The following is a 26,468-nucleotide window of genomic DNA, read 5'->3' as shown; positions in this document are numbered from 1 at the left end:
ATTAAACTCGTTAGATATCTCGTAATAGATAGCATAATAGAGAATTAAATTGTTGTATATTTTAATATATTGTTATAATATTACGAAGGGAATAAGGTAATATAAGGTAAATACGCTAATGTTATTGTATAAATATAGCGCAAACAGGGAGAATGGACATGAAAAGATATCTAGTATTAGGATTATTGTTATCAAGTTTATTAGTGGGGTGTGGTCAGGAGAACGCCTCTGCCAAGAAAGAAACGCCTATGAGTGAGCAGGAAGTGAAGAAGGACGCGCAAGCCGATAAGAAGGTAGATGAAACAAAGCGTGATGAATTAAAGGACGCGGAAAAGTTGGATGATAATGTGCCAAGGGATAACGAAAACAAAGCGATTGATACGGAAAAAAATGAAGATAAAGTTGATATTGTGCAGTATCAGCTTCCATTAGATGAAAGTAGTTCTACAATGCCTGTCGATTACTTTGAAGCACTTGAACATGGTATGCCATATGAAGAAGTAGCTAAGGCATTACACCGTAATGCGACAAGTGCATTTAAAACGAAGAAGTTTGATACGGAATTAATTGAATATATTTATGAGGCGCCAGAAGCGGTGATACAAGTTCAATTTAAGGACGGTAAGTTATTTGGTGCGGATTATGTTGGCCAAGATAAGGAAATGTATTCAGTTATTCCTGTCGGATGGGATGTTAAAAATAATCGTTGGGCTGAAGAGAAAAACGTAAGCGTGCAATCTAATGAGAGTCAGTCAAATAATCACAAGTCTCAAATGAACGAAGGCAAGAATGTTGAAGCCAATGATAAGCCCGAAGAAGTTACTACCAACCATAAACCAAATAATAACGAAGTTGAACAAGAACGTAAGGAAGTAGAAGAATTTAAGCCGAGTGATGCAGACATGGAACGCATTAAACGACAAGAGGATCGCTGGAATACGCCATCAGGTGGTGTTGGTGCTACATGGCAACAAGAAATGGAAGAGATGAAAAAACAGAAATAAAATAATGTATATACCTATTATGCGTATTAAATGAATTTAAAGCGGGAAATTTATTTGATTTACTAATTCTTAATAAGAGTGGAAGATTATCACAAGGTAAAGTAATTAATGCTTTAAAAGACTTTGTGATAATTTATAACAAAGTCTGATTATTGATAGAAATATTTGAAAAAACCCCCTATTAATTTTTATGTTAATAGGGGTTTTTATCGATCTTATTTTCAAAAAATGCTCTTTAGACTTGCCTATAAATCAAATTTTATTTTTAACTAATACTACGGTTTAGAAATCATAAAAGTTAATCTATTTCTAAATTTAATTGGCTACAATTAAATTTCTTGTCTTATCGATATGATTAAGTAACATACTATACTCTTCTTCATACATAGCTAAACGTTGCGAAAGAGAGTGATTCTCTGCTTCTAAACATTCAATTTGATTTTGTAAAGTTTTCAATTCATCCATTTCTTTATAATTTTGTAGAAATGAAATAATGTCATCTAAGGTAATAGATAAAGAGTTTGTTTCTTTTTTTTGTTGGGAGGGAGAAATGTTATTTTCCACTTTTCGATTATGTTTTGCCTGTTGTATTTCTTCTTCGTATTGTTTTCGCAAGTAAGAGTTCCAACGAAATCCGCAAGCAGCAGGAGTTCTGACCAATTGTTTAGCTACTTCTTTAAATGCAGCTAACTGTGTTCCGCCGTTACGAATATTTTGAAGCACTATTGTTGCGAGAAGTAAATCGTCATCGTTAGTCCAGGAATCTTGTCTTGAAATTACCACGTTTCCATCCCCCTTATATGCTTTTTATTATATATATGCAATTACTTAAAATGATAGAAGCTCAACTTCTCTTAAGATAATTAGGAGAAAATTAAAAGAAGTATGTATTTTTAAAAATGCGAAATTGCATAAAAAATAAGGTTGACTATTCACTATAGCTGTAACTATAATGGTTACAGCTGAGCAACTGAATTAATAGATTTGATGACATGAATTAGTTGTAATAGTGATGTATAAGCAATTATTAAAAAATGAATGGAGTTGAAAATATAAGTCTACATTTAAGACGTTTGTATAAGAAAAGAAGTTAGGTAATATACATTTTTTTATAATTATATATAAATTAAAAGAGGTGCACATTTTGAAAATTTTTAAGGGAATTCTAGTTTCTTCAATTGCGTTAACAGCATTTAATGGGGTAGGTGGTATACTTCCAAGCGAAAAATCAGAAGTTGCCTACGCCGCTACTTACAATTATTCAAATAAGCAATTGAATTCTACTGTACATAAGCAAGTTACTAAACAATTAATTTTGAAATTTAAAAATGAAGCAAATTTACCATATCAGGATGGGGTAGAAAAATTTATTAAAGAAGAAAAACAAGACCCTGAATTAATTAAAATTTTAGCCGAATACCCAAATATAACTATAAATCGACTTTTTAATTCTTTAAACCCTACAGAAATTAAAAATTTAGGTGAAGAAATAAAAGACTCGGATCATATTTCTTCTAATTTGCTAAATTATTATATTGTAGAAACCCAAGGTAATATTGATGTACAAGCATTACTTGTAAAATTTGAAAAATCATCTCTTGTTGAAACGGCATATTTACAGGAAGAAGAAGCACCACCAGAAGAGCGTTTACCGAATTTATCTGTTAATCCATATGATGAGCCTAGACTTACAAGGCAAGGTTACCTTGAACCAGCACCATTAGGAATCAATGCACCTTATGCCTGGAGTATAAAAGGTGGAGATGGAAAAGGAACAACTTTTGTAGATATGGAGTATGGCTGGTTATTTACTCATGAAGATTTAGTGAATCAGAAAATCGAATTGATATCAGGACAGAATAAGAGTGAACACCATGATCACGGTACTTCAGTCTTAGGGATTGTTTCGGCAGAAGATAATAACATAGGCGGAATTGGGATTGCACCAAAAGCTAAGGTAAAAGTTGTATCCCAGATTAGAGATAATGGTAGATATAATACAGCAGATGCTATATTAAGTGCAGTTAACAATATGCAAGCTGGAGATATCCTTTTATTAGAAGCCCAAGCAACATATGATGGATATGGAGATAAGAACTATCTTCCTGTAGAAGTAAAACCAGATATATTTGATGCAATTCGTATAGGAGCAAATAAGGGAATTATTATTATTGAAGCAGGTGCAAACGGCGGAAATGATTTGGATCAATTTAGAGACCGTAATGGTAAACAAGTTTTAAATCGTAATAGTCCTGATTTTAAAGATTCAGGGGCAATTATGGTTGGGGCAGCTTCTGCAAGGGTCCCTCATAAACGTTCATATTTCTCTAATTACGGTAGTAGAGTGGATGTTTATGGGTGGGGAAATGCAGTAGACACAACAGATGCAAAACCAAGTGAATTTATGACAAATCTATATACATCTAGCTTTAGCGGAACGTCTAGTGCATCACCTATTATTGCGGGTGCTGCTGCATCAATTCAAGGGATTGCAAAAAATAATCAGGGGAAAGTATATACACCAAGCCAGCTAAGGGATATTTTAAGTGATTCTAGTACTGGAACGAAATCTAATGATCCAACTACCGATAAAATTGGTGTGTTACCTGACTTAAAAGCCATCTTATCTAAACTTGGTTTTTCACCAAATTTAAGTAATGATTCTTCCATTGTGTTTCCTGAGGAACAAGAAATAAATAATGGAAATAAGGGAAATGAAGGATCTACTATTACATTCCCAAAAGAGGATTCAGCTAATAGTGAAGGGAACTCTAGCTTCATTTTCCCAGAATAATTGTAGAGATATCTTTTATTTAGTATGAAAGACTTTTATAAAAATAGTTGTTAATAATACTAGTCAGATAGGCTCTTATGTGTAATAGCATAAGAGCCTATCTGTTGTACTTTTAACCATATGAGGAGGAGAATACTCCTGGATATATTTTTAGTGTAGTGAAGTGTCTTATATCAACATTTAAATAATATTCAGTGTAGCCTCATTATAAATTTAGAAATGGACTACTTTTTCAATTTTATGCATAATGGCAATTGGTGGTAATAGTGCAGTCCAACCAACCGCATAAACGTTTAATTTTTCAACTAATTTGTAGTTTTCACTATTTGAAATAGGTAATCCATTGTTATAGAAATTGCTGTATAGAGTGATGGAAACGAATGTGTTTAAATAATTAAATAGAAGGAGGGGCTTATATTAAGGATTACTTAAAGATAAGCCCTTTTTTTTTATTATTTCATGACATTCACCCCAAAATTCTAAACGATGTGGAAGTAAGGGTAGTTCAAGATAGTTTGTATTTAATTTATGACAAATTTAATAAATTAATTTTTACTATCGTATGAATTAGGATAACTTATTATAAGTTATGGTTATTACTTTGCATTTTGTTTTACTTGATCTTTTAATTCATTAAGGGTCTTACCGCTAATATTGTCAGTAATAGTTTCATGTATTTCATTTTTCAATACAATTGTTTTACCTGCAATTTCTGCCTTGGAAGACATTTTACTTTCATTAATAGTTTCTATGTTTGTTTGAAGGTCAGCTTTGTTATTTTCATCAAAAGTAATTGCAAATGGTTCAATTGCTCCGTAGTAGTTTCCAAATAATTGATCTTTCTTCAAAAACATCATATATTTTTTATTAACTTTAGGCTCGATATATAAAGGATCCTTATTTTGAACCTCTTTAGTAGTTACCTTAGTAGCTTGTTTTGTAACTGTGCCATCTGGTGCAACAACTGCATTAGAATCTTCAAGCTTAACTGTTTCAGCAAAACGATGATTGATTTTTATTTGTTTATTTTCATTCACACCTTTAATTGTTTCGGAAATATTGAAATTATATAGATGTCCTTCAACATAATTTTCTTTGTCCTCTTCCGACGGATTATTTGGATTACGTGCCATATTCCACTTAGAGTCCAGACCTCCATATTCACCAATTACAACTAGATCGGCTTCATTAATCATTTGATTTAAATCACTTGTAGCAGGGAAATCTTTACTGAGAATGACAGTTTCAGCATTCTTATCTTCGCCAGCAACATTGGAGAAGTGACTATTATATGCTGAATATCCTCCGAAACCAATCACTGCAGCTAAAGGAATTGCAATTACTATAGTTTTTGCTTTTTTACTTAACATTAAGAAATCATCTCCTTTTTCTGTTAATAGATTGCATTCACACCATTTTTATCGTCAGTTTGAGGGACATGCATAGTAGTACGATTACGATTGCTGTTCATAATTGAAGTGCCACTGTTGTGACCTATTCCTATTGCATGACCAAACTCATGTACTCCTGTACTTTTAGCAACATTAGATTTTGTAATATTTGTATTCCCTGCATTAATATCACCAGCGAATTTCGTTACTTTTTTAGTGGATGTATTATAAGTTGTGTTCATTCTTCCGTAATAAGTAGAGGAACTTTCAAACCAAGAGTTTAATTTGTTCACAGAAGAAGAAGAGACTGTAAAGTTAATACGAGAAGCAGTGTACCAGGCTGAATCTGCAGCTTGCCAACCGGATTTAATGATACTGGAGCCATCGTCTAATCTGTCTCCCCACTTATATGTAGCTGATTTTGAAGGTAGCTGCCATCCTTCTTTTACATAAGCTTCTGAAACTCCAACGCTGGAAAAGACAAACACACTACCTAATAAAAATGCAGTAATCCCTTTTCTAAAATTCATATTATCCCTCCAAAGATTATTTTTAACAAGAGAATTATAGCATCATTATCTTGTTTTGAATTAATATTTTTTAAAAATTCGGAATATTTATATTGAGAAAATGGTATAAAATATCTTTTAAGGAGACGTTATTATAATGTATAAACATAAAGTAATAAAATGGAGTCTATGTTTATTAATATTTACTTTTTTAATTATTATTGGAAAAACAATTTGGTCAAATACAGACATAGCAGAAGTTTCTAATGTTTCATCGAATTCTGAGACTATAGTATTAAGTAAGACATTCAAAACTACAAATTATTTAAGTGAAATGGTAGAAGAAGCAGATGTAATTGTACTAGGTAAATATGACGGTTTACACTCTAAATGGAATATGGCAAACAATTCATCATATGAGATTCAAGATGAAGATGTCGAAGGCCATCTGTTTAATTTTCATGTTAAAGAAATTTTAAAAGGGGACTCTGTAGAGAATAAAATTTTAATAAATCATAGATACTCAGAAAGCCTCGTATTAGAGGAAAGTAATGAAGTTATTGATGACAATGGAATAATTCTGAAAAGTGCTACGAAAGTTTTTACAAAAAAAGTAAAAAATAAAGATCCATTGTATATAAAACCTAAATCTGGTGACACATATATAGTTTTTTTAAAAGAGAATAGTAAACTTGGACATTTTTATCCAGCTATAGAACCTTTTATGATTCAGTTTGATTTAAGGGATATTGCGCAATTAAAAAGCAATTTAATAGATTGGGATAAAAATAAAAATAAATATAAATTTGAGGTAAAGGTTAAAGAGAAAACTTTTTATATTGAAAATGAAATAGATTCAACCATCAAAGATAATATTAGTGGAAAAAAATTAAAGGATATTAAGGATTTTGTGAAGAGTTCTTCAAAAATGAAATAACATTTTCACAGGCTATAAATCTAACCTGCATTAAAGGATAGAATTTGCGTAGATTTAAAATAATAAATGTAGATTTAAAATAATAAATTGCATTATGAAAAGAAAAGAGCTCAAAAAAAGAGTCTAATCTTTTTTTGAGTTTTCTTTTGCATTCTATATGCAGAATATGAATTAAGAAGATGTCTTATTTGTTCTATAAAATAATGATGGTGTATATTATTTTTTCATACTCGACTAGCCATAATAGGTTCTTTCATTGAAGAAGAAAGGAAAGAAGCAAGTGACATAACATCTATATCATTTTTAGTTTCATTTTTTTCGATTCCTTCTTTAATAAGAGATTCCAGGCTACAAATTGATAGAAAAGCCGAACAATGCCAAAGGTAAGTATGTAGAAGGAGCAACGGAGGTCATTTACGTTTATGAAAAGTTGGAAGAGGTTAAGAAAGACGAACTGCCTACAAAAGTAAAAGAAAAATTAAAGGTGAATTAACATATAAAAGACGCCATTGTTAGAGAAATATAGCCCCTATTTGTTTAGAGTTTCAAAAGCAAAAGACTGACAGTTATTGTAAGTCTTTTGCTTTTACAGGAATAAGCACGTAATTTTGAGGTGCTTTAAGTACTAAGAAGGTTTAATTTTGTTTATGTACTTGTTGTAGCTTAATGGATTTTGTAATGGTTATGATATAATAAAATTCAAGTATAATAAGGGGGACTAATTAAATGATTTTTCAAAGCATGATAACAGCTATTATAGAAAAATTACAAGAGACGGTGAATCCCTATTGGATAATTGTGTTTGGATCAACAGCTGAGAACAGAGAACGGGAAGATAGTGATATTGATATTGCTTATTTAAGTGACACAACTTTAGGGAACTATGAACGTTTTTTATTAGCACAGGAATTAGCTAACATTGTTCATAGAGATGTTGATTTAGTTGATTTATCCGAAGCTTCTACAGTTTTTCAAGCTCAGATTATACATACAGGAAAGACAATATTTTGTTCTGATGAAGAACGGAAAATTATTTTTGAAATGAAAACTTTAAAAATGTATTCAAAATTAAATGAGGAACGCAAGATAGTGTTCGATGATATAAAGAAAAGAGGTTCTATATATGAAGAATGAGGTTATTTTAAATAAAATTTCCACAATAGAGCGCTGTATAAAAAGAATCCAAGATGTATATGGAAATGCCCCTGAAAATTTGGAGGATTACACAAAGCAAGATTCAATAATATTGAATATACAAAGAGCTTGTGAAGCGAGTATTGATTTAGCAATGCATATTGTTGCTGGGAAAAAATTAGGACTACCCCAATCTAGTCGAGAGGCTTTTGATTTATTGGTTACAGCGGGGTTACTTAACGCAGAGCTAGCAAATAAGTTAAAGGCGATGGTTGGATTTCGTAATATTGCTGTTCATGATTATCAAAGTGTAAATTTAGATATTGTTCGTCAAATTATTGAAAAACATTTAACTGATTTTAAACTATTTACGAAAGAAGTTATGGGGATATTGGAATTTTAGGGGAAGGAACAGAAGAGTAGAGCTAAGAAAGTAAGCAATTTTGAGATTCACGAATTAGCTATTGATAGTAAGGTTAAGAAAACACCATCATATACAATTTTATATCTTACAATTTCAAAAACAAACAGAAATGAAACTTAAATGTAGAATAAAAAGGGACCTAGTTAGTAGGTCTCTTTTTTATTTTCGAAAAATATTAAATAAAAACCAGTCTTCATTCCTCACTGATAAACATACTAAAACAACACGAGTTGGAAATTCCAATAAAATAACGATTCTTTAACACCTATTTTGCTCCTCTTGCTGTTAACAAGTACCAAACATAACTTATAAAGTTCACTAAGGGTGGTTTTTGCTCATCCCCTCGAAAAGGGGGAATAAGAAAAAAGCAAGCCTCCCTTTTAAGAAGATTTGCTTTTTTATAAGCTATATTCATATTCTTTGACTCTTCTACATTTGCTATGGTAAGCGCTTTAATAAATACAACATATTTATTGATTAACAAAAATATAAAACCCTTTTTCCCATCGATCTTTGAGCCATTGCAATTCTTCTTTCATATTGGGAACGTATTCGTTTGTTCGTTCCATCAACTTATAGGTTTCCACTAGTTCCAAACATCGATTTGGACTAGTAAGAGAATGTATAAAGAGCATATCACGTTTTGTTACCGAACCAAAAGAGATCCCTTCACGGCTTACCGATAATAACTCTTGAATTTCCTCTTGATCCATATCTGTTTTCTTTAGGTAATTATTCATATCAATGAATGTAGTGTAACTCCATTTCATATTGTCATAATCATTTTCTTGTAGGAGCATTTCACGATAGGATTCCATGTCATGTATGAGGAAATTACGAATCGCGTCTATAGAAAATTGCATGTACCAAACTTCCTTTACTGTATAGGGTATGTGTGAGTTTTGAGGTTCCTTTAAAAAAAGTATTTTCCTAATATGCAGGGAAATACTTTTTTACTTTACCATATATTTAAGTTCTTAGCTGATTTTAAAACCTGGTAATTTTGAAGGGAGAATCTTCATCGCTTCTCCTGTTTTTGGATTATGACCGTTACGCTCTGCAAGTTCCTGGACTTCGGATGTCCTCAAAAACCAAGTAACTGTACTTTTTCTCCTTGTTATAAACATTTTGCGATTTGGTACAATCCTATTTGTATCGCTGAAAACGCATCTTTTGAGTTAAGTTTGTTTCTTGTTTAATGAGTTCGATTTTTTCATCCTTCATCCTTCATACCTATATATTCAACAAGATTTCAGTAATCAATATAACGTGTTTGCTATATATAAAACGAGTTTATTGCATTAGCATATTTATACTAGAGAAAGTTATGCTGTCTCCAAAAAAATCAGAGAATGATTTATATCTGATGTACTGACAGGCGTGTTGTTTTTTGGGTATATCTTCAATGTTCTTAATATAGCTACTTTACTTGTTTTATTAATAATTTGTATTTTGAAATTCAAGGATGATATTAATGTATATTTGCGTAAGTGAATAGTTTTCTGTCGAGTTTATAATAGGTAAAAAAACGATCAATAGTTGGGGGACGGAAAGGATTCGAATTTACATTCTTTCTCAATACATATTATGGATAAATAAAGTAAAATATGGGTTGGGGTTATGTCTCATGTTGTGTTAATCCTAACAATAACTAAGGGTACATAATTTGCTTTCATACCTTTGAATAATTTTGTTGTAGAAGGGATGGAGATTTAACTGGCTCAAATTGTTGGTATTAGTAGATACCTTTGTACTGGGGCTTTAATCTATATGCGTGAGGGCCTTTCCCTAAGTCTTGTCAGGAAGTAAGGAACAGTATGCCAACACTTATACAATATGAATAGAGGAGAGGAATGCCATATGAAAATACGTAGTCAAATTACATGTGCAAGTCTGGCCCTTTTAATAGCTGGAAGTTCCCTGTTATATACAACACCAACCTCAATTGTAAAAGCTGAGCCCACTCAAGATGTATCTAGTTCGTTACAAACAAATACTCAACGAGATCATACTTCCGTCAAGCAAGCAATGCGGGATACATTGCAACTTGGATACCCGGGGATACTTGCTAAAACTTCTGAGGGTGGAAAAACGTGGGGGTATGCCGCTGGAATAGCGGATCTGAGAACCAAGAAACCAATGAAAACAGATTTTCGCTTTCGCATTGGGAGTGTGACGAAGACGTTCACCGCAACAGTCGTACTTCAATTAGTTGGAGAGAATCGCCTGAAGCTAGACGACTACATCGAAAAATGGTTACCTGGTGTCATTCAAGGAAATGGATATGATGGTAACAAGATTACTATCCGGCACATATTGAACCATACAAGTGGTATCGCTGAATACTCAAGGTCAAAAGACGCTGATTTTACGGATACAAAAAAATCGTATACGGCTGAAGAGTTAGTGAAGATGGGGGTTTCTCTGCCTCCAGACTTTGCTCCAGGAAAGGGCTGGTCTTATTCAAACACAGGATACGTATTACTGGGTATCCTTATTGAAAAAGTAACTGGAAACAGCTATGCGGAAGAGGTTGAAAATCGAATTATTGAACCTCTTGAATTGTCGAATACATTCCTACCAGGCAACTCAAGTGTTATTCCAGGCACTAACCATGCCCGTGGATATGTCCAACCAGACGGAGCAAGTGAGCTAAAAGACGTTACTTATTATAACCCAAGTGCAGGTAGCTCTGCTGGAGATATGATTTCTACTGCTGACGACTTAAACAAATTCTTCTCTTACTTGCTCGGTGGCAAATTACTGAAAGAACAGCAACTAAAACAAATGCTTACTACAGTTCCTACAGGAAAAGAAGGAATCGATGGATATGGTCTTGGAATCTATGAAACTATGCTTCCAAGCGGTGTCTCGATATGGGGACACTCAGGTGGCATTCTAGGGTTTACAACTCTAGTTGGAGGTAAACTTGGAGGCAAGCATACGTTGGTCGTCAATTGGAATAGTTTGGGTAGAACTGGCAGTCCTAATCCTTTTAAAAATATTTTACTTGCTGAATTTAGCAAGTAGGAAAAAAGGAAAAATTTATCATAGTTTTCATAGTTGAAAATATACTTTTCTGGTTCAAAAGCCCCAACTTATTTTCAAGAAAAATTTGGGGCTTTTTTTGTTTTGGTGGCGTTTATTTTTCTTAAGCTGATGGATGTGGGGTAGCACCATATCGCTATCAAGCTAAAATTTTATAGTACCCCCAGAACGAAATTTTGTACTAAATTGTAACAAAATGCTCATTTTTTCGTTTTGGGGTATTTGCATTTCTTAGCCTGATGGAGATGTGACGCTACCCTTATAAAGGTATAGTTTTCGTACTTTCATATACAATCATGTCACTTAAGTAATGTGAGCGTCGCTGCTATTACATTGTCGACAAATGAACGTTGGGGGCGAGATTTCATCATAACCGTTAGACCGATTAACGCTACAATCAGTGCCTGTGCCAAAGACTTTGCATCTGTGTTGAATTCCAGCTCACCTGATTGGATTCCTCGTTCAATCGTCTCCTGAAAAATGACGGCGAGGTACATTTGATGTTCTCTGGTCAAAATTTCAAATCTCTCATCATGAGGTGCTAATTCAACCATTGTATTGATACAAAAACAACCTTTACTAAGATCCCCTGCGTATTCTTCATTGACGACATCGGCAAAGAAAATAGAAAATGACTCTTTTACAGAGGAGTGACTTTGAAGCCTATTTCGTATATCAGAGGCCCGAGACATTGTATATCTACGAAGTGCGGCTTCAAACAATTCTTTCTTATCTCCAAAGGCCGAATAAATACTAGGGCGTTGAATGCCCATTCTAGAAGTAAGGTCACTTAATGAGGTAGCCTCGTATCCCTTCTCCCAAAATAACTGCATTGCTGCATCTAAAACTTGATCCTCATCAAATTCACGAGTTCTTGCCATAAAGAATTCTCCTCCTCAAACTTTGATTTTATTAATTGTTTTAGGATAGGTGTGTAGGTAAATACAATTGTTTTTTTATTACCAAACAGTATGTAATTATTATATAATTAGCCATTCTTTATGTCAAATCAAGCTGCATTCATTTAATGTAACATAAACTTTAGTTCAAAAATCGTTGACATCATGAATGAGACTAAGTTATATTTACCAGTAATCATATTGTACTGAACGGTATGTTATGGTTAAAAATCTAATGTGATTGGAGGGTAAGGTATGTTCAAAACAGAGACAAATATAGATGATGATCCACTCTACACTAAGATAAGTCATAAATCTTCCATAACAAAACCTAATTTGAATCAACAGCCATCCATGTCTCACGCTTTGGCATTATTGTTTGCGGCTGCCTGTGGAATGTCTGTTGCCAATATTTACTTTGCACAGCCGTTGCTTGATCAACTATCTAATGAGTTTGGTATTAACCATTCCATTATTGGTGTTGTTATTACCGTTACACAAATTTTTTATGGAGTGGGCTTACTGCTACTCGTACCGCTTGGAGATTTGCTAAACCAGCGACGTCTAATTGTCGGTCAAATGCTATTATCTACAACAGCTCTGGTTATAGTTGGTACTGCTTCCTCCAGCATGGTACTTTTCGCAGGTATGGCTTTGGTGGGGCTGCTTGCAGTTGTGACACAGACTCTCGTGGCGTTTGCAGCGACCATCGCTTCCTCAACAGAAAGGGGACGTGTCGTGGGCATTGTAACAAGTGGGATAGTTATTGGCATACTTCTCGCACGTACTTTTGCTGGTATATTAACAGATGTTGCGGGATGGCGTTCTGTATATCTATTTTCTGCTGCGCTCATGCTTATGATGGTTTTTATGTTTATAAAGATGTTGCCCAATGTTGAGCGCGAGGTAAAATCGCTATCCTACCCTCAGTTGATTAGATCGGTGCTTACTTTATTTATTCAAGAACGAACGTTACGCGTTCGCTCCGTTCTAGCCATGCTGATTTTTGCTGATTTCAGCATTTTGTGGACTTCACTAGTACTGCCACTTAGTACACCGCCAATTGCTCTATCTCATAGTGCAATTGGCGCATTCGGTCTTGTAGGTGTGGCTGGAGCCTTAGCTGCGGCACGGGCAGGGAAATTGGCCGATCAAGGTTACGGACAACGAACGACAGGCATTGCTTTAGCTCTATTATTGATTTCATGGTTGTTCATCAGCTATATGGAGCAGTCATTAATCGCATTAGTGATAGGGATAGTTCTACTTGATTTGGCCGTACAAGCAATACATGTCACGAATCAAACCATGATTCTTCCATTGCATACAGAAGCACGGAGTCGACTTACTGCTGGATATATGGTGTTTTATTCTATCGGCAGTGCTGGTGGTTCAATTGCTTCGACTCAAATATACGCACACTTTGGCTGGGGAGGGGTTTCCTTACTCGGAGCCTCTGTCAGTGCTTTCGCTCTTCTTTTTTGGGCTATGACCAGACGAGTTAAGATTTTATGAAATAAACGTGTGTTATCCAATATGAGAAACATGTTACTACCATAAAGGAAATGATTAATTTTTTTGACTTACAATCTAATTGGACTAGGAGAGATAACAAATGGAAATAGGTATTACGTCTTTTGTAGAAACGAAACCAGATGTTCATAGTGGTGAAGTGATAAGTCACGCACAGCGGTTGCGTGAAGTTGTTGAAGAAATCGTTCTTGCTGATCAAGTAGGACTTGATGTGTTTGGTGTTGGTGAGCACCATAGGAAGGATTATGCAGCATCCTCTCCAGCGATGGTTCTATCAGCGGCGGCACCACAAACGAAAAAGATACGGCTTGCGAGTGCAGTAACCGTGCTTTCTTCAGCTGATCCTGTACGTGTTTTTCAGGATTTCTCTACACTGGATGGCATTTCAAATGGACGTGCAGAGATTATGGCGGGTCGTGGTTCCTTTATCGAATCTTTTCCACTGTTTGGCTATGAATTGAAGGACTATGATGAACTGTTTGAAGAACATTTGGACCTACTGCTCAAAATACGTCAGTCCGAAAAAGTGACTTGGGAAGGCGGACATCGACCAGCAATCAATAATTTAGGTGTGTATCCAAGACCTGTTCAAAATCCTTTACCGATATGGGTTGGTAGCGGTGGGAATCAGGAATCTGCTATCCGTGCCGGTTTTCTGGGATTACCACTTATGCTGGCGATTATTGGTGGTAGCCCAATGCATTTTGCACGAATTGTACAGATATATAAGAAAGCGGCGGCTCACGCTGGTCATGATGTATCAAAACTTCAGGTGGGATCTCATTCGATTGGATTTGTTGGAGAGAATACGGAATTGGCAGCAGATACATTTTTCCCTTCCACTCAGGCAGGCATGAATAAACTTGGTAAAGAGCGGGGGTGGCCTTATTATGATCGTTCCAGCTTTGATGCTGCACGAAGTTTTGAAGGGGCGTTGTATGTTGGTGATCCAGATACAGTCGCCGAAAAAATCATCCATCTTCGTAAGCATGTAGGGATTACACGCTTTATGATGTATGTACCATTAAGTACCATGCCACATGATCAAGTCATGCGTGCCATAGAATTGCTTGGAACAGAAGTTGCCCCTCGTGTAAGAGAGGAAATTGCCAAATGGGAAGCTGAAGGAGAACAGGAGACACATCTATTCCGTTAATTATTCCATAAGGATTGCATCAAGTTTCATTATTTAATTGGAGGAATTGATATGAAAATTGACAGTCGAGTATTACCAGAATTAAAACAGGCTTTCTCACAATTTCCAGGCTTTCAATTAGAGGAGGATTTAGAGGCGAGTCGAAGTCTCTTGTCGAATCCACATTTGGAAAAATCAGAGCTAGTACACATGACCAAGCGAATGATTCCTGGCGCAGCCGGCGAGATGTTAGTTAAAATTTACGAACCCGTTGAGAAAAATCTTGATAAACTTCCAGCTATGCTGTGGATTCACGGTGGTGGATACGTAATGGGACACCCTGATATGGACGATGTTTTGTATGAACGCTTTGTTCAGTCTGCTGAATGCGTTGTTGTGTCTGTCGATTATCGACTTGCTCCCGAACATCCTTATCCAGCGGCTATCGAAGATTGCTATGCAGGCTTGGTTTGGATGACAAATGAGGCAGAATCGCTGGGCATTGATGTGAATCGAGTTGCGATTGCCGGTGCAAGTGGAGGCGGTGGACTAACAGCAGCGCTTGCGTTAATGGCTCGTGATAAAGGAGGTCCATCTATTATTTTTCAGATGCCGCTGTATCCAATGCTTGATAGCCGCAATATAACACCATCAAGCTACGAGATTATAGAAGACAACGCAACATGGAATAGAGCAAACAATTTGACGGCTTGGGGTATGTACTTGGGCAAGGAGAACGATACTAACGAACCATCTCCCTATGCCGTACCTTCGAGAGCAGACAACTTAGCGGGACTACCGCCAACTTATACATGTGTAGGTCAACTCGATTTATTCCGAGATGAAATCATTGAATATGTAACACGACTTGCACAAGCAGGAGTAGATGTTGAATTTCATCTCTATCCAGGCTGCTTCCACTGCTTTGAAGTACTTGTGCCTGAAGCCGAAGTGAGTCAGCGTGCCAGTCAGAATTATTTTGATGCGATGGCACGAGCGCTTCATCCATAATTTATTTATCACCAATGATTATCAATAATTGAAATGCTAATGATTATATTAAAAAAGAACCTTCAATAGGTTCTTTTTTATAGTTGGTAAATATGTTATCAACAATAGATGGTAATAAAGATAAAAATTCAGACACTTTATATTAATGGGCTAAGTTTTCTTAGGAAGAAATCTATTTCTCATGACTGATCGCTAGATATAATAGGATATATCATTTATTAATTTGGGTGGGTGATTTAGCTTTTTGAGTTTACCACACTTAAATTTAAATTTTGTTTAGGGACAAAATGTTAAAGTTGTACATTCTGAATTAACAGAAAATTAAGGTGGTAAAAATCCTATTAAATCTTTTATCAGGTAACTCATATTTCTTTGGCCTTATTTTCATGGTATTACCGAACGTTTATATGTCTCTAAGGGAAAGAAATACTTTAAGTTTTATTACCATCTAATGTTTGATTAAGATGGTAACATGAAAATAAAACGTTTACAACCAGAAAATAAAGAAAAAATATAAAAATTCGACTTTATTCGACATTATGACTATGAGAGAAAGAATCTAAAATAAGTAAATCTTATATTTAGAGGGGGTATTTATCTTATAAATAACGGTTAAAACGTTTGCAAATGTTTCACGAGTAATTAAAAACGTCTAATATAAAATTATATTGTGACAATTTTAAACGAACATACTTTATAATTCATACTTAGACTATTGAACTATCCCCACTTTCACTTCATTTAGAAGAGGGGGATTCCTAAGTAAAGAGTTCTATCGAACTCTAATTTATTAGGCTATCTCCGCAGTCCTTGCGGTTAGAAGCCTTATCGCTTTATTCTTTAGATTAATACTTGCGTTAATATCCCTATCATGGTGAGTACGACAAGAAGGGCAGTCCCATTTACGCAGGTTTAGATTTTTAATGTCTTTGTTTTGATATCCACAATTTTAATGGGCTTATAAAGGGAATATACAAGGAAAAGGAAGGTGTAATCCTTCCTTTTCTTATCCAGTATGTCCATGTGAATATTTGATAATATTTACCGTACTTTGAGTACCTGTTGAAGAACTCGATCCAAAAGTTACTGTGACAACAATTAAGATACCAAGTAAGCTAACCGCTAATTTTCTCATTTTAATGCTCCTTTTTTAAACTTTTTTTCACTGGCTTTGCTAGCTTCATAAAAGTAATAGCTTGCTTTTACATGATTATTTTCTTTATAAAATTGGGTTGCTAATTTTTCAGTATATTCATTTATATACTCATATAGTTCTTCGCGTTCAAAATAAGAAATTCCTTCTAAAATGGCTTTTTCTACATCACTTGCACAACTATTAAGGTTCATTTTTTCTAAAATATTAAAGTGATGTATATAACCTTCAATACATAACTGAGTGGAAAGTTGTAGTCCCTTTTCAATTAGCTCTTGAGCTAATTGGTTTTCTCCTAATTTATAATGTTCTCTTGCCTCAATAAATAAAGCTTTATAATCACTTGGTAGTTTTTGATTAACTTCAGATAAATATCGTAATGCTAACTCAGAAAGGTTTTGTGTAGCATACATAAATCCTAGATTGTGACGGACAATTAAAATATTGTATTCTAAATTTTCTTTTTGGAATGCATCCATCGCTGAAATATAATGTTCTTCGGCTAATTCCCACTCTCTTAAATGAGTACATGCCAGCCCGTATAAGTTATTGCAAAAAGCAACTTTTAATTCATATCCCATGTGTTTTGAAAAGATATCTTTAGCTTTCATAACATGATTAATACATAAGATCGATTTATGTGTATGACAGTAGAAAACAGCCAATTCATAATGGAATTCAGCGTATTCAATTTCGTCAGGTATTGTTGATAATAAACTTTCAGCTTTATCAAAATGTATTCTTGCAAGACTATGATTACCCGTAACATTCGAATGTATTGCTTTAAAGAAGTGATAATAGTATGAAAGGAAGTCATCTGTAGGAGTCTCGTAAGCATCACATTGTTTAAAACTATCTTTAGAAATACTTAAACTATCAACTAGATATTGGTGTCTAAAATCAAGAAGTGAGTAGTATAATAGTATGGTTTGATTTTCTTCTATATCTTGGATTTTATTTTCAATTTCTTGTTTCAGTAATTGAGCGGCATCTACATGTCTGGCTCTAATTTCCTGATACCATTCATTTAATAAATGATTTATTTGTTCGTGTCCCTTTAATTGAACATTCATTGTTCAGTCTCATCCTCTCCATAGATACTATATAGCAATTAGTATCATAGCAGAGTTTTCCTCTATTAAAATCTATCAAACAGCATTTTTCAATATAAGACGGAATATTCTGTTAATTAAATTCGGTTTAATTTTGGTTTAAATAGTATTTATTATTGTTATTTTTGTAAAAATAATCTCTTATTTAGGCTACAAAGCAGATAAGAAATATTTTCTCAACAGGATAAAAGGTATTCATCTATAAGTACTATGTATAAGGATAATAGGAAAATAGAAATAAATAATAAAGGGGAATGTGAAATGATAGCATTAAAAAATGATTGGGATATAAAAGAAATTTCGGAAGAGAATGTAGATTTGTTAAAGGTTATGGCTCATCCAGTAAGATTACAAATTGTAAATGAATTAATGCATCATAAAAAATACAATGTTACACAGTTAACGGAAATAATAAGGCTCCCTCAATCTACTGTTTCACAGCAATTATCAAAATTGAGAAGAACTGTACTCCATACAGAAAGAAAAGGATTAGAAGTATATTATTATATTGGAAATGCTAAAGCTCGTCGGATTGTAGAAATTTTAGGTTTGTAGGTTAATAATATGCAAAAAAAGTTCCTTTTATAAAGTAAGGAACTTTTTTATTTATATATAATAATTTCATTTTGTAAGAATTACTGTGTAGATAAGAAAATATTGCTCATATAATTTCTGTACATTTCAAAGAAGTGTAATTAAATAAGGTCTACGTATTTATTTTCAATAGAACTTATCAAAATCCCCTGAAAAGTAGGGGCTGGTTGTATAGATAAAGGTACATTTATTATAGGAATATATGTAAAATTAATTAATCATTAGTTTATTATTTCTGAATTAGTTGTAAAGCTTTCATCTGTTCTAAAAGAATTAAATTGTTTTGTTCAATCATCTTTGCCACTGCTTCAAAGTATGCTTGATTCTCAAGAACCTCAATCCGTTTCTCTTTAGGAAGTGATTGAAGTATTTCTTTCATTTCTTTACACTCGTATATGCTATTCTCTGAGTCGTCTATTAATTTATTGCGACGATTTGTGTATTCAAGTGCACCTAACGTCGCTAATGCGCGGGTATCTAGTCCTAGGATTTCCATGCATACATCTCCTTTCCTCTATAATAATTCGATAGGGGAAAGGAGATTCCTTTAGTGATTTGGTAGAGTTTTTATATTGCAATGCTTATAGGTGATTTTCCAACTGTTATTACTGTATTTACGGTATAGTCAACGGAGTTAAGAATTGTAACTGTATATTGTTCCGGCTGAGCAATATAGATGAATTGCCCATCAGGTGTAAATGTAGCGTCTGCTGGATTGTTGATGGAAATCGTTCCTGTGGATAGTTGTTGTGCTGTATCAATAATATTGATTTCATTGGTTGTTTTGTTTCCTAGCAATGCTACGGGTTGATTAGGTGAAAGAGAAAGGGTTCCATTTAAGATAAATGTATTTTCATCTTGTGGTGTGACTGTTAAACTCTTAAGTTTAAACCCACTAAAATTAAAGCAGCAATTAGAATCAGTTGTGTAAAAAACAATCTCATTAATGGATAATTTGTGCCATTTAGAAAAAGCTGCTGGTCCTTGTCCATATTGATTTTGAACAGGAGAAATAGTACGCCATATATACGAACACTGTGTACTGGATAGGAAGCATCTGGTGAATTGGTTTGTAGTAGGCAAGGGTTCGGTGTTTGCAGTGTGCATGGTTCAAATGTACATTTGAATCGCTCTGTATTCCATGTAACGGCAACGGTGTAATTCGTATCATTAATTATATATTCTTCAGGAGCTGTAATTAAAACCTCAAAATCTACATATTGATTGCACGTACCTTGGCACGGTAACAAGTACTTCACTTCCTTTATCAAAAATTATGTGTTTTTTCATGGGATTTATAAAGTTGATTACATACCGTATTTTAAAAAGATTTTTAGAACCTATGCTTTTTAATAAGAAAATCATGTTTGAAAGGCTTGTCTTCTTTGATACAACATACAATTAGGTGGCAACGCTCTATATTATGATTCTTATTTCCTAATGCGTGTACATATTGTGGTTATCTTAATCGTTAGAAGGTATAATCCAATAATGGTAAAACATATTGAAGTAAGTAGAAGGTTAATCTCGATACGTTAAGTTTAATGATAGGGCACGCGATAAAGTGTTATTAAATTCGAGGAAGCCAAAGTATAAAAGGGGCATTTATTGCAGCTCGAATATCTATTACTGATTTATTGCATATAAAAAGTAGCTGCACAAAAGTACAGCTACTTTTTTCTCAAAAACATTATTATGCAAATAGCATACTTAACGTAAACTTGCGCTTAATGGTACTTGTGAATATACTGTGAAATTGTTACCATAAGTATCGTGTCTGGAAAATGAAGAAGAAATTGAACTGTTCCAATTTTTATAGGTAGATCCAGATGTATCTGCTCTTAGAAGGACGTTTGAAAAGCTAGCTTGGCTAAAAGAATTACGTCCAGTATCTTCAACACCCTGAACCATTTTTACTGGTTCGTATTGAGAAAATGTACCATATACAGGCTGATTTGCGTATCTAGGGCTTCCATTTACATACATAGTAACTGTACCATTTCCGTTATTAACTAATTTAAGATTTACTCGATCCCCATCTTTAATTGATGTATCATACTGTGTATTCCAATACTTACTGTTTTGACCTGATTCATTATATCCTGAATTAAGAAATACTTTATATCCACTTGGTGTTTTTGAAATACCACCTTCAACTTTAGATGCTCCAATACCTAAATACCAATTTACATATCCATCCTTAACAACAACTGACTTTGGTAGATTTATATCAGCTGCAATCCCGGTATAGTTACTATTTGTAACACTTTTTACAGCACCTTCTGTAGCTGCAAAGCTTGTAGTTGAAAACATTGATAGAGAAATTAGAAGTGAACCAAATAGATACATCATTTTTTTCTTACTTTTCTTTAATACTTGATTCATTTTAGGTCCCCCTTACTTTTTATTGTTAAATTGCATTGAAAGTTGGCCAACTAACTATGACTTACAAAGCAAAGATACATCAGGATTCATTGGATGTATATATTTTCCTGTTATAAGTCATTGAAATGTCAAATATATTAGGTGTTTCATATTTATAAATATAGATGGAGTTGACAGATTAAAGTGGTATGTCTATTTAAATTTAAGAAGCTTTTGTTAAAAATACCATTAAGACCTATAAATGTGTTGGATATAAGATGTACTACGATTTATTTGCGAGAGATAAATATGGAATGAATACAAAGAGGACTTTTCAAAGGATGTATCTGAAATTTTTAGAAATAGAATGACGATAAATGAAATAAATAAACAGTTTTTGTTAAGGAGTTTATTGGTTCGTAGGTGGAAGGAAATATTTTATTTAAAAGGCGTGGATTTCCTATATGAAAAGAAGAAAGGGGGTCCAGCTATGGAAAATACAAAATCTAAGTTAAGTAATGCAACTATTGAAGGGGATATAGAAGCATTAGAAGAAGAAAATGAACGTTTACGTATGGAAATTAATTATTTAAAAAAGTTAAAGGCCTTAGTTCAAAAAGAGAAGAAATTACAGAACACATCTGAGCGAAAGTAATTTAGCTTAAAGAATTCGAAGTATATAACATTATATAATTAAGTTAGATAAATATATAAATTTTTATAATCACAAAAGAATTAAGGCGAGGTTAAAAGGAATGAGTCCAGTACAATACCGGACTCACATTAAAATGGCACTTAAGTTTGTGTTTAACTTTTTGGTTCCAGTTCATAATAGTCGGTTGGTTGTTTGCTACGCTTAGCAACTTTTATCCATTAACTCATCTCATATTGCGTTTAGTTTAAGTATTGGGAATAAAAGAATAGGAATAGAAAAATTAATGTTTTGCTAAATAATCTGTTAAAGAAACTTAAAGGAATAACAAGTTCTCCTATTGTAAGGCTTTTGAGTTTATCCTTATTCGGTCTTTTTATCATTTTAGCCAAGAAGACTCCTTCCTCAAGGAACGCGAAGTGAGTAAGTGGGAGATGAATTGGCTTCGAACAAGGGATGGCAGGAAGCCATCTTAATTGTTCGACATACATAAACTGTTATTTCACTACCTATCGAATGTATGTTTGTTGTATGATAGACACATATCGAAATGGGGGTGAACCGAATGATGATCAATAAAGCATATAAATTGCGTATCTATCCAAATAAAGCACAAGCGACCCTAATCAATAAAACGATTGGCTGTTCTCGTTTTGTATTCAATCACTTCCTATCTCTATGGGATAATGCATACAGAGAAACAGGAAAAGGTCTGGCATATGGTACATGCTCTGCCAAACTTCCTGCCATGAAGAAAGAGTTTGTTTGGCTAAAAGAAGTGGATAGTATTGCGATTCAGTCGTCTGTTCGCAACCTTGCGGATGCTTATACACGCTTTTTCAAAAAACAAAACAGCGCCCCGCGTTTCAAATCTAAGAAGAACAACGTACAATCTTACACCACAAAACAAACAAATGAAAACATTTCCGTAGTAGGAAACAAAATAAAATTGCCAAAACTAGGTCTTATTCGATTTGCTAAAAGTCGTGAAATAACGGGACGTATTGTAAATGCTACAGTTAGACGGAACCCTTCTGGCAGATACTTTGTGTCATTGTTAGTCGAAACAGAAATGCAAGAACTTCCGAAAACACATTCTTACATTGGAATGGATGTGGGACTAAAAGATTTCGCCATTTTGTCAGATGGAACAACCTATAAAAACCCGAAGTTTTTTCGATCATTAGAAGAGAAGTTGGCAAAAGCACAGCGTGTTCTTTCTAGAAGAATGAAAGGATCTTCTCGATGGAATAAACAACGAGTAAAAGTAGCTAGAATTCATGAATACATGACGAATGCTAGAAAAGATTACTTGGACAAAATCTCGATTGAAATCATCAAAAACCACGATGTTATCGGTATAGAGGATTTGCAAGTATCGAATATGTTAAAAAATCATAAGTTAGCAAAAGCAATTAGTGAGGTATCATGGTCACAGTTTCGAACCATGTTGGAATATAAAGCAAAATGGTACGGCAAACAAGTCATTGTCGTATCGAAAACATTTGCTTCAAGCCAATTATGTTCTTGTTGTGGATATCAAAACAAAGACGTTAAAAATCTAAACCTACGTAAATGGGACTGCCCTTCTTGTAGTACACATCATGATAGGGATATTAACGCAAGTATCAATCTAAAGAATGAAGCGATAAGGCTTCTAACCGCAAGGACTGCGGAGATAGCCTAATAAATTAGAGTTCGATAGAACTCTTTACTTAGGAATCCCCCACTTCTAAATGTAGTGAAAGTGGGGGTAGTTCAATAATTCTTTAAATGTTTGGAAGTTTATTCTATTAACAAAAGACCAACTTGGCACAGCTTTTGTATCTGAACCTATTTTGAAAATGATATGAATACTATGTGCATGAAAACCGCATATACTTAAAATAAGCAAAAATCCTAAGATAATAAACCAAGTCATTTTCAATACCTCCTTGCAGTATTTAATATTAAGATATTAAAACTGCTGAGAAAGTGTGCTATTGTCCATAAAAAATATTGAAAAATTGTTGAGGAAACGTTGAGAATGTTGCAATGCTATTGATCGTTGAGGAGATATTTATGCTTTTTCATTTGATATTTATAGAAAAATAAAATAAAAAAGAGAACAGTTGCGTGGACTGTTCTCTTAAGGAGCGGAAGTGCTGAACATTTTCAATGACAATGATTCAAGCATTCCGTTAATAGTATGTGCATATGTTTGAAGTTCATACAAGAAGGTAGCTAAAAAATAGCTACCTTGCCTCAGGGAAAATTCAAGAAAATCAGAGATTCATTATGGATACAGATTGGCTGTTACCAATCTATTCGTATTATTGAAAAGGATTCCGTAAGTTATTCATAAGTTAAAATCTCACTTTATTATAGGTTCAGTGGCTGGCAAAGTAAAAAGAGCACTTTTGTAAAGTGCTCTTTTTAACATGTGTATTAGGAATTGAAAGAGGCATCAATGACAATTTAAAAGGAGATATCTCTATACAACATATGGATGTGCAATGGAAAGGTGACGATAAAAAGAAAAAGAGCAGTTAGATTGAACTAACTGCTCAGCTCCAGGGGAATTGGAGACTTGGTTATTTATAGTTTTGACGGAATTGTGGGGTATTATTCAATAGTAGATGTAAATGATACATTATTAGAAAAGATCAAAAGGTATACATAACTTTTACAGTGTATCAAAAATATTATTTATACCTTTTGAAATGGGGATTTTAGTAGCTTAGTTATACTCCCTAAAGGTGTACCTTTTAATACATAAAAATAAGTATAAATAAATAAAAAATTCCGATTATAAAGGGTGGTTAATATTAATTTCTTTATTAGATACTATTTTAGCAAAAAATAATATGCATTCATTAGAATGGAATTATTTAAATAAAGGAACACATGATGAAGATAGAGAACAAGAATTTGATCAACATGTGGTAAAAGAGATACTAATTCTGTTAAATGAAATAGATAACTCTATTAACAAATAATCACATTCAGGTGTATAGTTTGTTAATATGTGATTTTTTATTAGGAAGGTTCATCTTTAAAAAGTAAAACTAAGTTCATACCTTTTTATAATCTGTAAAATAGAATGCTAGATAACCTACAAAAAAACTAGTGATTTCATGCATACGTACTGAAATCACTGGTTTTTTAGATTGATTGAACATGAAACTACTAATTAAAAAGCAAATAATAGGTTTTAATATCAATCAATAAGTAAAGTAGTGAATACTATGAAAATAAAGAGGAGGTGATTTTTATGGCAGACAGTACAAAAGCATCTGGCTTTAGGGCTCTAGCAAGCTTCATTCAGCCGGTTTTTGCATCGTTCCCTTTAAAACTTATGTTTATGAATGTACAGTTTGACTTAAAGAAGGAATATGAATTACCATCAACGTTTGTTCCAAAATCAGGAGGCGTATATACTGTTAGCGCAAATGCAGCCTTTAACCCTGAAAATTTAACCAAAAATAGCTTAGTAATATTAAGTATTCATGTAAATGATATTCTTGTAGCGACAAATAATGAACTTTTTGTGTCAGGAATGGGGACCTTAATCATAGAGGTAAATACCATTATTCAATTAAAAGCAAAAGACAGGGTAGAAGTTTTCATTTTGGCACTTGATAATGGCCGAGTATTTCCAGCAAGTTCTTCCAGTAGTTTTATGACAAGCTTTCAGGCAATTAGATCTCCATCTCCACTATAATATTATCCAAATAATTAATTTTAGTATTGGTATGTTTTTAGAAGAGTAGAGTTGCAAATGAGCTTAGAGTTTATAAAGGATAAAATCCACCTATCTGTCGGATCACTTATCCTTTATTCGTTATATTAAGATATTTAATAATTGTGTCACAAATATCCCATAAATGTTAATATTATCTATTGTTAGGGGGGATTTATGTTATAATTCACTAGATGAACTATTATTGTTCCTTTCATCTCTTGATGAATGTATACCCTTCCTTAATTTTAAATATGTTCAATTTTATTGGTGAAGAGGAGAGAGATCCCTCTTCTTTTTTCTGTTCATAACATAAGATTTTATATTATGAACAGAAAAAGAACCCTATGGGGTCCTTTTTCCAGGCATATTAACAGTAAGGAGAGTAATGAAGAGCTAATTTCAAATCTTTATTAGGTGAAAGATTTGAAAAATCTTATGTTATTATTTTTACGCATATGTAATATATAGTAAATTGATAATATTTTGACTTACTATTACTAATATTCAATTAAGATAGTTAACACTATTTATATGTTGTTAACCATCATGTTCGGCATGGAATACTTAAAAAATGTAACAAAAAGCTTTTTTGGGAATTTATTGCTGGTGATAAACGATTTAAAAATAAAACTAATCAATAAAGACCCTGTAGAAAATACAGGGGTAATGGATAACATAGCTTCTTATCAACGCAGTAGCATATATTTTTTAAGGGCTCTACTAAGTTTTTTGAAAGATTTAAGAACAAGAAGAAAGTTTTTTATGCTAGAATTCTGGAAACATTAGGATAGAAATTTAATGTTTTCGGAAAAAAAGAATTGACTTCTATATTAGTTGTAACTAGAATGGTTACATAAAGCTGTAATCAATCTAGTTACAACTAATAACTGCTTAAAATAAAAATATGATTTATATATTTAATTAAGAATGGTGGTACACACGTTGCCACCCGGTGTAGAAAGTTACTAATGCATTCAAATTAATGCATAATCCTAACTTTAGTAATTTCTAATACTGGGCAATAATGTGCAACGTTATCTTTTGTTAAAA

Annotated in this window: 25 protein-coding genes and 4 pseudogenes; 15 read left to right on the top strand and 14 right to left on the bottom strand. The window is 33.4% G+C overall.

The features are described 5' to 3' along the window. Positions 1 to 158: 158 nt before the first annotated feature. The gene (locus ACS2MN_RS15835) at positions 159 to 1,004 is read left to right on the top strand and encodes a hypothetical protein (protein WP_098805721.1); all 846 of its coding nucleotides are present in this window, start codon (positions 159 to 161) and stop codon (positions 1,002 to 1,004) included. A 315-nt stretch (positions 1,005 to 1,319) separates the two neighbouring features. Here ACS2MN_RS15835 and ACS2MN_RS15830 read toward each other — a convergent pair whose 3' ends face one another. Continuing rightward, positions 1,320 to 1,787: an RsfA family transcriptional regulator gene (locus ACS2MN_RS15830; protein ID WP_438894718.1), complete on the bottom strand. Its 468-nt coding sequence runs from the start codon at positions 1,785 to 1,787 to the stop codon at positions 1,320 to 1,322. 361 nt (positions 1,788 to 2,148) lie between these two features. On the opposite strand from ACS2MN_RS15830, the gene ACS2MN_RS15825 reads away from it, so the two are divergent. Then, on the top strand, positions 2,149 to 3,798 hold the full coding sequence (locus ACS2MN_RS15825; protein ID WP_098805723.1) for a S8 family peptidase: 1,650 nt from the start codon (positions 2,149 to 2,151) through the stop codon (positions 3,796 to 3,798). Positions 3,799 to 4,011: 213 nt separating this feature from the next. Here ACS2MN_RS15825 and ACS2MN_RS15820 read toward each other — a convergent pair. From ACS2MN_RS15820 to ACS2MN_RS15810, 3 genes and pseudogenes are all read right to left on the bottom strand, one after another. Beyond that, a pseudogene (locus ACS2MN_RS15820) lies at positions 4,012 to 4,137 on the bottom strand (DUF3221 domain-containing protein); the annotation flags it as partial. Between the two features lie 257 nt (positions 4,138 to 4,394). After that, positions 4,395 to 5,168, bottom strand: coding sequence for a cardiolipin synthase (locus tag ACS2MN_RS15815; protein ID WP_098805724.1), 774 nt, complete (start codon positions 5,166 to 5,168; stop codon positions 4,395 to 4,397). 23 nt (positions 5,169 to 5,191) lie between these two features. Then, positions 5,192 to 5,719 carry a matrixin family metalloprotease gene (locus tag ACS2MN_RS15810; protein WP_098805725.1) on the bottom strand — a complete coding sequence of 176 codons (528 nt, stop codon included), beginning with the start codon at positions 5,717 to 5,719 and terminating at the stop codon, positions 5,192 to 5,194. Positions 5,720 to 5,855: 136 nt separating this feature from the next. On the opposite strand from ACS2MN_RS15810, the gene ACS2MN_RS15805 reads away from it, so the two are divergent. Then, positions 5,856 to 6,635 (top strand): hypothetical protein, encoded by a 780-nt coding sequence (locus tag ACS2MN_RS15805; RefSeq protein ID WP_098805726.1) that lies wholly within the window; start codon positions 5,856 to 5,858, stop codon positions 6,633 to 6,635. Positions 6,636 to 6,745: 110 nt separating this feature from the next. Here ACS2MN_RS15805 and ACS2MN_RS15800 read toward each other — a convergent pair. Continuing rightward, a pseudogene (locus ACS2MN_RS15800) lies at positions 6,746 to 6,979 on the bottom strand (hypothetical protein); the annotation flags it as partial. A gap of 11 nt (positions 6,980 to 6,990) precedes the next feature. Here ACS2MN_RS15800 and ACS2MN_RS15795 point away from each other — a divergent pair. The 3 genes from ACS2MN_RS15795 to hepT all read left to right on the top strand — a co-directional run bounded on the left by ACS2MN_RS15795 (position 6,991) and on the right by hepT (position 8,172). Beyond that, positions 6,991 to 7,128 carry a hypothetical protein gene (locus ACS2MN_RS15795; protein ID WP_142344982.1) on the top strand — a complete coding sequence of 46 codons (138 nt, stop codon included), beginning with the start codon at positions 6,991 to 6,993 and terminating at the stop codon, positions 7,126 to 7,128. A gap of 233 nt (positions 7,129 to 7,361) precedes the next feature. Then, complete coding sequence (gene mntA / locus ACS2MN_RS15790; RefSeq protein WP_000577221.1) at positions 7,362 to 7,769, top strand: type VII toxin-antitoxin system MntA family adenylyltransferase antitoxin; 408 nt, start codon at positions 7,362 to 7,364, stop codon at positions 7,767 to 7,769. Next, entirely contained in the window at positions 7,759 to 8,172 is a 414-nt protein-coding gene (gene hepT / locus ACS2MN_RS15785) for a type VII toxin-antitoxin system HepT family RNase toxin (RefSeq protein WP_000787537.1), read from the top strand. Before mntA ends, hepT begins: the two co-directional genes overlap by 11 nt. Positions 8,173 to 8,663: 491 nt before the next feature. Here hepT and ACS2MN_RS15780 read toward each other — a convergent pair whose 3' ends face one another. Both ACS2MN_RS15780 and ACS2MN_RS15775 read right to left on the bottom strand, forming a co-directional pair. Continuing rightward, entirely contained in the window at positions 8,664 to 9,056 is a 393-nt protein-coding gene (locus ACS2MN_RS15780) for a hypothetical protein (RefSeq protein ID WP_001160624.1), read from the bottom strand. Between the two features lie 114 nt (positions 9,057 to 9,170). After that, complete coding sequence (locus ACS2MN_RS15775) at positions 9,171 to 9,320, bottom strand: HU family DNA-binding protein (protein WP_371399356.1); 150 nt, start codon at positions 9,318 to 9,320, stop codon at positions 9,171 to 9,173. A gap of 733 nt (positions 9,321 to 10,053) precedes the next feature. On the opposite strand from ACS2MN_RS15775, the gene ACS2MN_RS15770 reads away from it, so the two are divergent. Then, positions 10,054 to 11,223, top strand: a complete 1,170-nt coding sequence (locus ACS2MN_RS15770; protein ID WP_098805728.1) for a serine hydrolase domain-containing protein — start codon at positions 10,054 to 10,056, stop codon at positions 11,221 to 11,223. A 317-nt stretch (positions 11,224 to 11,540) separates the two neighbouring features. Here ACS2MN_RS15770 and ACS2MN_RS15765 read toward each other — a convergent pair whose 3' ends face one another. Next, a complete protein-coding gene (locus ACS2MN_RS15765; protein ID WP_346994652.1) occupies positions 11,541 to 12,122 on the bottom strand; it encodes a TetR/AcrR family transcriptional regulator in 582 nt (193 codons plus the stop codon). 273 nt (positions 12,123 to 12,395) lie between these two features. Here ACS2MN_RS15765 and ACS2MN_RS15760 point away from each other — a divergent pair, with 273 nt between their 5' ends. The 3 genes from ACS2MN_RS15760 (at position 12,396) to ACS2MN_RS15750 (ending at position 15,819) form a co-directional block, all read left to right on the top strand. Continuing rightward, positions 12,396 to 13,655, top strand: coding sequence for an MFS transporter (locus ACS2MN_RS15760; RefSeq protein WP_098805729.1), 1,260 nt, complete (start codon positions 12,396 to 12,398; stop codon positions 13,653 to 13,655). A gap of 100 nt (positions 13,656 to 13,755) precedes the next feature. Beyond that, on the top strand, positions 13,756 to 14,829 hold the full coding sequence (locus tag ACS2MN_RS15755) for an LLM class flavin-dependent oxidoreductase (protein ID WP_098805730.1): 1,074 nt from the start codon (positions 13,756 to 13,758) through the stop codon (positions 14,827 to 14,829). Between the two features lie 51 nt (positions 14,830 to 14,880). Beyond that, positions 14,881 to 15,819, top strand: a complete 939-nt coding sequence (locus ACS2MN_RS15750) for an alpha/beta hydrolase (protein ID WP_098805731.1) — start codon at positions 14,881 to 14,883, stop codon at positions 15,817 to 15,819. A 790-nt stretch (positions 15,820 to 16,609) separates the two neighbouring features. Here the strand turns inward: ACS2MN_RS15750 and ACS2MN_RS15745 are convergent. Beyond that, positions 16,610 to 16,765: pseudogene (locus ACS2MN_RS15745) on the bottom strand (zinc ribbon domain-containing protein); the annotation flags it as partial. Positions 16,766 to 16,950: 185 nt separating this feature from the next. Continuing rightward, positions 16,951 to 18,045, bottom strand: coding sequence for a Rap family tetratricopeptide repeat protein (locus ACS2MN_RS15740; protein WP_097953831.1), 1,095 nt, complete (start codon positions 18,043 to 18,045; stop codon positions 16,951 to 16,953). 300 nt (positions 18,046 to 18,345) lie between these two features. On the opposite strand from ACS2MN_RS15740, the gene ACS2MN_RS15735 reads away from it, so the two are divergent. Continuing rightward, on the top strand, positions 18,346 to 18,639 hold the full coding sequence (locus ACS2MN_RS15735) for an ArsR/SmtB family transcription factor (protein ID WP_098805732.1): 294 nt from the start codon (positions 18,346 to 18,348) through the stop codon (positions 18,637 to 18,639). Positions 18,640 to 18,907: 268 nt separating this feature from the next. Here the strand turns inward: ACS2MN_RS15735 and ACS2MN_RS15730 are convergent, their stop codons facing one another. The 3 genes from ACS2MN_RS15730 to ACS2MN_RS15720 all read right to left on the bottom strand — a co-directional run bounded on the left by ACS2MN_RS15730 (position 18,908) and on the right by ACS2MN_RS15720 (position 21,063). Continuing rightward, positions 18,908 to 19,174, bottom strand: coding sequence for a hypothetical protein (locus ACS2MN_RS15730; RefSeq protein WP_000404246.1), 267 nt, complete (start codon positions 19,172 to 19,174; stop codon positions 18,908 to 18,910). Positions 19,175 to 19,245: 71 nt separating this feature from the next. After that, on the bottom strand, positions 19,246 to 19,785 hold the full coding sequence (locus tag ACS2MN_RS15725; RefSeq protein ID WP_257209457.1) for a YncE family protein: 540 nt from the start codon (positions 19,783 to 19,785) through the stop codon (positions 19,246 to 19,248). 603 nt (positions 19,786 to 20,388) lie between these two features. Continuing rightward, complete coding sequence (locus tag ACS2MN_RS15720) at positions 20,389 to 21,063, bottom strand: hypothetical protein (protein WP_098805733.1); 675 nt, start codon at positions 21,061 to 21,063, stop codon at positions 20,389 to 20,391. 469 nt (positions 21,064 to 21,532) lie between these two features. Here ACS2MN_RS15720 and ACS2MN_RS15715 point away from each other — a divergent pair, with 469 nt between their 5' ends. The 3 genes and pseudogenes from ACS2MN_RS15715 to tnpB all read left to right on the top strand — a co-directional run bounded on the left by ACS2MN_RS15715 (position 21,533) and on the right by tnpB (position 23,381). Continuing rightward, complete coding sequence (locus ACS2MN_RS15715) at positions 21,533 to 21,697, top strand: hypothetical protein (RefSeq protein ID WP_180250215.1); 165 nt, start codon at positions 21,533 to 21,535, stop codon at positions 21,695 to 21,697. Between the two features lie 43 nt (positions 21,698 to 21,740). Further along, positions 21,741 to 21,824, top strand: a pseudogene (locus ACS2MN_RS15710) (IS3 family transposase); the annotation flags it as partial. A 435-nt stretch (positions 21,825 to 22,259) separates the two neighbouring features. Next, positions 22,260 to 23,381: an IS200/IS605 family element RNA-guided endonuclease TnpB gene (gene tnpB, locus ACS2MN_RS15705; RefSeq protein WP_346994651.1), complete on the top strand. Its 1,122-nt coding sequence runs from the start codon at positions 22,260 to 22,262 to the stop codon at positions 23,379 to 23,381. A gap of 45 nt (positions 23,382 to 23,426) precedes the next feature. Here the strand turns inward: tnpB and ACS2MN_RS15700 are convergent, their stop codons facing one another. Beyond that, positions 23,427 to 23,615, bottom strand: a complete 189-nt coding sequence (locus tag ACS2MN_RS15700; RefSeq protein WP_098805735.1) for a hypothetical protein — start codon at positions 23,613 to 23,615, stop codon at positions 23,427 to 23,429. A gap of 1,332 nt (positions 23,616 to 24,947) precedes the next feature. Between ACS2MN_RS15700 and ACS2MN_RS15695 the strand changes: the two genes are divergently transcribed. Beyond that, positions 24,948 to 25,397, top strand: coding sequence for an ABC transporter permease (locus ACS2MN_RS15695; protein ID WP_098134346.1), 450 nt, complete (start codon positions 24,948 to 24,950; stop codon positions 25,395 to 25,397). Positions 25,398 to 26,468: the final 1,071 nt, after the last annotated feature.

It is taken from the genome of Bacillus cereus group sp. BceL062 (genome assembly GCF_051780025.1).
GTDB lineage: Bacteria > Bacillota > Bacilli > Bacillales > Bacillaceae_G > Bacillus_A > Bacillus_A toyonensis.
Note: the sequence above shows the minus strand (reverse complement) of the source record. Positions and strands in the feature narration are given on the sequence as shown.

Excerpts from the sequence above, each read along its gene's own strand:
- ACS2MN_RS15805 (WP_098805726.1), top strand. The coding sequence starts at position 5,856 with ATGTATAAACATAAAGTAATAAAATGGAGTCTATGTTTATTAATATTT.
- ACS2MN_RS15760 (WP_098805729.1), top strand. The coding sequence starts at position 12,396 with ATGTTCAAAACAGAGACAAATATAGATGATGATCCACTCTACACTAAG.
- ACS2MN_RS15755 (WP_098805730.1), top strand. The coding sequence starts at position 13,756 with ATGGAAATAGGTATTACGTCTTTTGTAGAAACGAAACCAGATGTTCAT.
- ACS2MN_RS15770 (WP_098805728.1), top strand. The coding sequence starts at position 10,054 with ATGAAAATACGTAGTCAAATTACATGTGCAAGTCTGGCCCTTTTAATA.
- ACS2MN_RS15780 (WP_001160624.1), bottom strand. The coding sequence starts at position 9,056 with ATGCAATTTTCTATAGACGCGATTCGTAATTTCCTCATACATGACATG.
- mntA (WP_000577221.1), top strand. The coding sequence starts at position 7,362 with ATGATTTTTCAAAGCATGATAACAGCTATTATAGAAAAATTACAAGAG.
- hepT (WP_000787537.1), top strand. The coding sequence starts at position 7,759 with ATGAAGAATGAGGTTATTTTAAATAAAATTTCCACAATAGAGCGCTGT.
- ACS2MN_RS15695 (WP_098134346.1), top strand. The coding sequence starts at position 24,948 with ATGGCAGACAGTACAAAAGCATCTGGCTTTAGGGCTCTAGCAAGCTTC.
- ACS2MN_RS15750 (WP_098805731.1), top strand. The coding sequence starts at position 14,881 with ATGAAAATTGACAGTCGAGTATTACCAGAATTAAAACAGGCTTTCTCA.
- ACS2MN_RS15835 (WP_098805721.1), top strand. The coding sequence starts at position 159 with ATGAAAAGATATCTAGTATTAGGATTATTGTTATCAAGTTTATTAGTG.
- ACS2MN_RS15725 (WP_257209457.1), bottom strand. The coding sequence starts at position 19,785 with ATGCACACTGCAAACACCGAACCCTTGCCTACTACAAACCAATTCACC.
- ACS2MN_RS15730 (WP_000404246.1), bottom strand. The coding sequence starts at position 19,174 with ATGGAAATCCTAGGACTAGATACCCGCGCATTAGCGACGTTAGGTGCA.
- ACS2MN_RS15810 (WP_098805725.1), bottom strand. The coding sequence starts at position 5,719 with ATGAATTTTAGAAAAGGGATTACTGCATTTTTATTAGGTAGTGTGTTT.
- ACS2MN_RS15775 (WP_371399356.1), bottom strand. The coding sequence starts at position 9,320 with ATGTTTATAACAAGGAGAAAAAGTACAGTTACTTGGTTTTTGAGGACA.
- ACS2MN_RS15815 (WP_098805724.1), bottom strand. The coding sequence starts at position 5,168 with ATGTTAAGTAAAAAAGCAAAAACTATAGTAATTGCAATTCCTTTAGCT.
- ACS2MN_RS15720 (WP_098805733.1), bottom strand. The coding sequence starts at position 21,063 with ATGAATCAAGTATTAAAGAAAAGTAAGAAAAAAATGATGTATCTATTT.
- ACS2MN_RS15700 (WP_098805735.1), bottom strand. The coding sequence starts at position 23,615 with ATGACTTGGTTTATTATCTTAGGATTTTTGCTTATTTTAAGTATATGC.
- ACS2MN_RS15740 (WP_097953831.1), bottom strand. The coding sequence starts at position 18,045 with ATGAATGTTCAATTAAAGGGACACGAACAAATAAATCATTTATTAAAT.
- tnpB (WP_346994651.1), top strand. The coding sequence starts at position 22,260 with ATGATGATCAATAAAGCATATAAATTGCGTATCTATCCAAATAAAGCA.
- ACS2MN_RS15735 (WP_098805732.1), top strand. The coding sequence starts at position 18,346 with ATGATAGCATTAAAAAATGATTGGGATATAAAAGAAATTTCGGAAGAG.
- ACS2MN_RS15765 (WP_346994652.1), bottom strand. The coding sequence starts at position 12,122 with ATGGCAAGAACTCGTGAATTTGATGAGGATCAAGTTTTAGATGCAGCA.
- ACS2MN_RS15715 (WP_180250215.1), top strand. The coding sequence starts at position 21,533 with ATGGAAAATACAAAATCTAAGTTAAGTAATGCAACTATTGAAGGGGAT.